At 62.3% G+C, this 4,589-nt stretch carries 6 protein-coding genes and 1 pseudogene; all 7 read right to left on the bottom strand.

Annotation, left to right across the window (positions count from 1 at the left end; translation table 11 throughout):
• Nucleotides 1–275, bottom strand: a pseudogene (locus AB5Y92_RS11270) (hypothetical protein); the annotation flags it as partial.
• Nucleotides 232–453: a TIGR02450 family Trp-rich protein gene (locus tag AB5Y92_RS11265; RefSeq protein WP_019445887.1), complete on the bottom strand. Its 222-nt coding sequence runs from the start codon at nucleotides 451–453 to the stop codon at nucleotides 232–234. The pseudogene AB5Y92_RS11270 and the gene AB5Y92_RS11265, both read right to left, overlap by 44 nt.
• On the bottom strand, nucleotides 450–926 hold the full coding sequence (locus AB5Y92_RS11260) for a DUF2878 domain-containing protein (RefSeq protein WP_368226794.1): 477 nt from the start codon (nucleotides 924–926) through the stop codon (nucleotides 450–452). Before AB5Y92_RS11260 ends, AB5Y92_RS11265 begins: the two co-directional genes overlap by 4 nt.
• Nucleotides 927–928: 2 nt before the next feature.
• Nucleotides 929–2,185: a class I SAM-dependent methyltransferase gene (locus tag AB5Y92_RS11255; RefSeq protein WP_368226793.1), complete on the bottom strand. Its 1,257-nt coding sequence runs from the start codon at nucleotides 2,183–2,185 to the stop codon at nucleotides 929–931.
• Entirely contained in the window at nucleotides 2,185–2,967 is a 783-nt protein-coding gene (locus tag AB5Y92_RS11250) for a DUF1365 domain-containing protein (RefSeq protein ID WP_108611956.1), read from the bottom strand. Before AB5Y92_RS11250 ends, AB5Y92_RS11255 begins: the two co-directional genes overlap by 1 nt.
• Entirely contained in the window at nucleotides 2,964–4,223 is a 1,260-nt protein-coding gene (locus AB5Y92_RS11245; RefSeq protein WP_368226792.1) for an NAD(P)/FAD-dependent oxidoreductase, read from the bottom strand. The genes AB5Y92_RS11250 and AB5Y92_RS11245 overlap by 4 nt, the downstream gene beginning before the upstream one ends.
• A partial coding sequence (locus tag AB5Y92_RS11240; RefSeq protein WP_368226791.1) for an SDR family NAD(P)-dependent oxidoreductase occupies nucleotides 4,220–4,589 on the bottom strand: 370 nt, incomplete at its 5' end. The genes AB5Y92_RS11245 and AB5Y92_RS11240, both read right to left, overlap by 4 nt.

Raw genomic sequence — 4,589 nt, 5'->3', positions numbered from 1 at the left:
GTGGCGCTCAGCAGATCTTCCCGCTCAATGGATCTGGCATAGGTGAGGGTCAGGGCCTGCGGATAGTGACCGGGCTGATAGTGCCCGCTTTCACTGTAGAGGGTGGCATCGTAGAGCTTGAACCAGAGCCAGTTCATCTCCCCCTGCCCGACAGGGCGCAGCTGCTGCCAGGGGGCGGAAGAAGCCTGCACCGCGGTTGCAGCCAAGAGCGTAAACGCCAACAGTAGCGAGTTAATTCCACCCCATATGCCAGTGGTTGGGGTCTTCCAGTTCATGCCAGTCCATCTCCTGTTCTTGCAGGGTGTTGATATCCTGCATCACCACCTGCACCAGCCGCCCCTGCGCATCCCGCTGGCAGGCAACCACCAGATAGAAGCGATCAGTCAGCTCATGCTGGCTCTCTTTGGTCCATTTGGAAAAAAGCAACGAGTCGGTCGAAAAGGTGTTTGTCATGACTCACCCTCCAGCTTGACCATTACCCACAGGAGTACGGGTAACCACCACATCCAGATCACTGCCAGCAGCGCCGTACTGATCCAGATGCCCCAGGGTAAGTTTACTGCCCCCATGGCGGCCCCCGCCACATAGGAGGAAGCACCGCCAAATACGCCAAACAGCGCCTGCTGCCAGCAAGGCAAGCGCAACAGCCAGCGCAATCCATGGGAGAGGGTGAGAGCAAAACCAAGCCAGAGCAGCACCAGCCAGAGGGGAAAACCGGAAGGAAACCGGAACAGGCCGAGCTGCCAGAGCAGGACATCCAGCAGACAGCCGGCCACCGCGATAGGGAGCAGCCGCCAGTCACGCAGGCGGCTGGGTGAGAAGAGAAAGTGCAGCAGCAACATTGCCAGCAGCGGGCCCGGCTGCTGCCACTTCACCGCCAGCAACCAGTAGAGGTTGAACCCCAGCAGGTGAGCCAACTGCCACATGGTCAGTGACCGCTTACTGGCACATCACCCGACCAGCCAGCAGGCCCCGGCTTGGCGGCCTCCAGCTGTACCAGACTGATGGTGCGCTCCCAGAATCCCCCCTCGCAATAGGCGAAGTAGAAGTGCCACAGCCGGATGAAATCCTGGCTGTAACCGAGCTTGGGCAGCTCGGGCGCCAGCGCCAGAAACCGCTCGCACCAGTGAGCCAACGTGCGGGCATAGTGATGGCCGTGATCATGCAGCCGCACCAGCTGCATGTCGGTCTCCCGCGCCAACAGCCCCGCCATCTGGGAGACGCTCGGCAGGCAACCACCGGGGAAGATGTAGCGCTGGATGAAATCAACCCCACGCAGATACTGGGCGTGGCGCTGATCGGCGATAGTGATGGCCTGGATGAGCAGACGGCCACCGGGCTTGAGCAGCCGTGACAACTGGCAGAAGTAATCGGGCAGAAAGGCGTGGCCTACCGCCTCGATCATCTCGATGGAGACCAGCTTGTCATAGGTGCCCTCCAGCTTGCGGTAATCCTCCAGCAGCAAGGTGATGCGATCCCCCAGCCCCTCCCGCGCAATCCACTCCTTGGCATAGTCGTGCTGAGCCCGGGAGATGGTGGTGGTGGTCACCCGGCAGCCATAGTGGCGGGCGGCATAGACAGCGAGGCCACCCCAACCGGTACCGATCTCCAGCAGATGATCGTCAGGCCCTAACTCGAGCCGCTCGCAGATGGTGCGCAACTTGGCCTGCTGCCCCTCTTCCAAAGTGGCCTCGGCGCTCGGATAGATGGCGCTCGAGTACTGCATATGGCTGTCGAGAAACCCCTGATAGAGGGTATTGCCGAGATCGTAGTGGGCGGCGATGTTGGAGCGCGAACCGGTCAGAGTATTGCGATTGAGCCAGTGGCGCACCTTGTTGAAGGGGAAACTGAGCCAGCCGAGGCGCCGTTCGAGGGAGTCGAGCAGGGTCAGATTGCGGGCCAGCAGCCGCACCAGCGCCACCGGATCCGGGCTGGTCCAGAGCCCCTCCACCCAGGTTTCTCCGGCGGCAATACTGCCCCCCAGCAACAGGCGACGATAGAAGGCAGGATCCTGCACCACCAGTTCGGCATGCAGATCGGTACCCGCGACGCCAAAGCTGTGGCGCTCACCGCCATCCCGCAGCAGCAGCTGGCCATGTTCGAGGCGACCCAGCAGATTGAGCAGCAGTTGTCTTGCCCCCTTGTCGATGAAAGAGGCAGAGAGGGTTGATTGAGCAAGTTCCATTAGCGGCTCTCCGGATGGGTAAAAATCGGGGTTCGTTTGATAAATAGACGCAGGGCCTGCCAGTAGATCCCGAGCAGCACCTTCATGGTCATCCATGGCCAGCGGGCCAGCAGGGCCACCAGCCCCTTGCGCGACAAGGGTTCACGAGTGAGCGCCAGGGTGGCGTCAAACAGCTTGGCTTCACCGGATACGGGATGACTCTCGATATGGATCAGAGTCTCCTGCGCGGGCGGTCTGATGCGCCAGTGATAACGCATCGCCAGCCCCATAAAGGGGGAGACGTGAAAATCCTTGTCATGGGGTGCCAGCGCCGCCAAATCCAGCAGGTAGTAGTGACGCTCGTTCCAGGGGGTGTTGGAGACCTCTGCCAGCAGATAGCGCGCCTCGCCCTGCCGGTAGCAGAAGTAGAAGTTGACCGGGCTGAAGTAGAACCCGAGACAGCGCACATTGCCGAGCAGCAGTACCCGCCCCTCGGGCTCGGCATCGCCACCCAGCTCGCTCACCTTCTGCCACACCGCCTGCTTGAGGCTCCCCTCACTCCCCTTGAGATAGTCATGGCGGTGAAACGAAAGCAGCCCCGAGCGCTCCACCCCGAACCAGCGCCCCTGATCGAGCTGCGGCAGCTCGTCGAGATCCAGTCCCAGCATAAAAAGGCTGTAGGAGAAGGCGTGAGCCCGCGGTGCAAAACGGCGGTGGCGCACCGAGCCCTGCCAGATGGCGCTGGTGACGCCAGCCAGTTCGTCTGTTCGCTCATGTTCGGTGGCCACGGTGGCGCCGTTCATAGCTCGGCTCCGAAGCGCCTGACGACATCTAGCGCGCTGCGCACCCCATCCTCATGGAAGCCGTTGTACCAGTAGGCACCACAGAAGTGGGTGTGCTGCTGGCCGCAGATCTCCGCGCGCCGCTGCTGGGCGGCAATAGAGGCCTGATTGAACACCGGATGGTGGTAGACGAAGCGGCGCAAAACCTTGCTCTCATCCACCTTGCCCTTGGGATTGAGGCTGACGCAGAAGGGCTCCGGCGAGTTCACCCCCTGCAGGATGTTCATGTTGTAGCTCACCAGCGGCCGCGCCTCATCATTGCCATCGAGCTGATAGTTCCAGCTGGCCCATGCCTTGCGACGGGTGGGCAGGCAGCGGGCATCGGTATGGAGCCAGACATCGTTGGCCTGATAGGGCATGTCGCCGAGGATGGCCTGCTCCCGCTCGCCGGGATCCGCCAGCAGCGCCAGCGCCTGATCGCTGTGGCAGGCGAAGATCACCTCGTCAAACCGCTCCTCGCCGTAACTGCTCAGGATCACCACGCCGTCCGCGTCCCGCCGTACGCTCTGCACCGGACAGGCGAGGCGGATCTGCGACTGCCAACCCGCGGTAAGGGGGCCGATATATTCCCGCGAGCCGCCCGGGATCACGTACCACTGGGGGCGATTGGCCACATCCAGCAGGCCATGGTTGGCAAAAAAGCGCAGGAAGAAGCCAAGGGGGAAGGCGCGCATATCGGCCAGGGTCGATGACCAGATCGCCGCTCCCATCGGCAAGATGTAGTGGCGGGCGAAGTAGTCGCTAAACTCCCCCGCCAGCAGAAAGTCCCCCAGGGTCAGCTCGGGGCCAGCCCCCTGATGCTGACCATCCGCCAGCCAGGCCCGCGCCTCCCGGTTGAACCGCAGGATCTCGGCGACGAAGCCATAGAAGCGCGGACTCAGCAGATTGCTGCGCTGAGCAAACAGGGTGTCGAGGTTGTGGCCGTTATACTCCAGCCCCTCCGGGCTCTTCACCGAGAAGCTCATCTCGGCCGGTTGCCGCGCCATGCCGATCCGTGCCAGCAACTTCAAGAAGTTGGGGTAGGTGCGATCATTGAAGACGATAAAGCCGGTGTCGATGGCATAGCTGCGGCCAGCCTGATTCACATCGACAGTGGCGGTGTGACCGCCCAGAGTCGGCGCAGCCTCGAACAGGGTGATGTCATGGAGTTTGTGGAGCAGAAAACCGGCGGTGAGCCCCGAGATCCCTGAACCGACGATGGCGATCTTTTTCTTCATGAATGGCTTCCTTTCGATACGAGTGCGCGGCCAAGGCGCAGCCAGAGCCCCACCGGCAGCGCACCAAGCAGGCGCAGCAGCCAGATGAAACGGCGGGGAAAGTGGATCTGGTGACGACCAGCGGTCAGCCCGTCCATGATGGCGCGGGAGGCCTCTTCCACCGTCACCAGACAGGGCATGGGAAAATCATTTTTGGCGGTGAGCGGCGTCTGGACAAAGCCGGGGCGGATCAGGGTCACCCCGATCCCTTTGCTGGCCAAATCGAGGCGCAAGGTATCCGCCAGATAGTCGAGGGCCGCCTTGGAGGCGCCATAGGCCTCGGCTCGTGGCAGCGGCAGCCAGCTCACCGACGAGCTGACGATGGCC

The sequence above is a fragment of the Aeromonas sp. R1-1 genome (assembly GCF_040908495.1).
Taxonomy (GTDB): domain Bacteria; phylum Pseudomonadota; class Gammaproteobacteria; order Enterobacterales; family Aeromonadaceae; genus Aeromonas; species Aeromonas veronii.
Note: the sequence above shows the minus strand (reverse complement) of the source record. Positions and strands in the feature narration are given on the sequence as shown.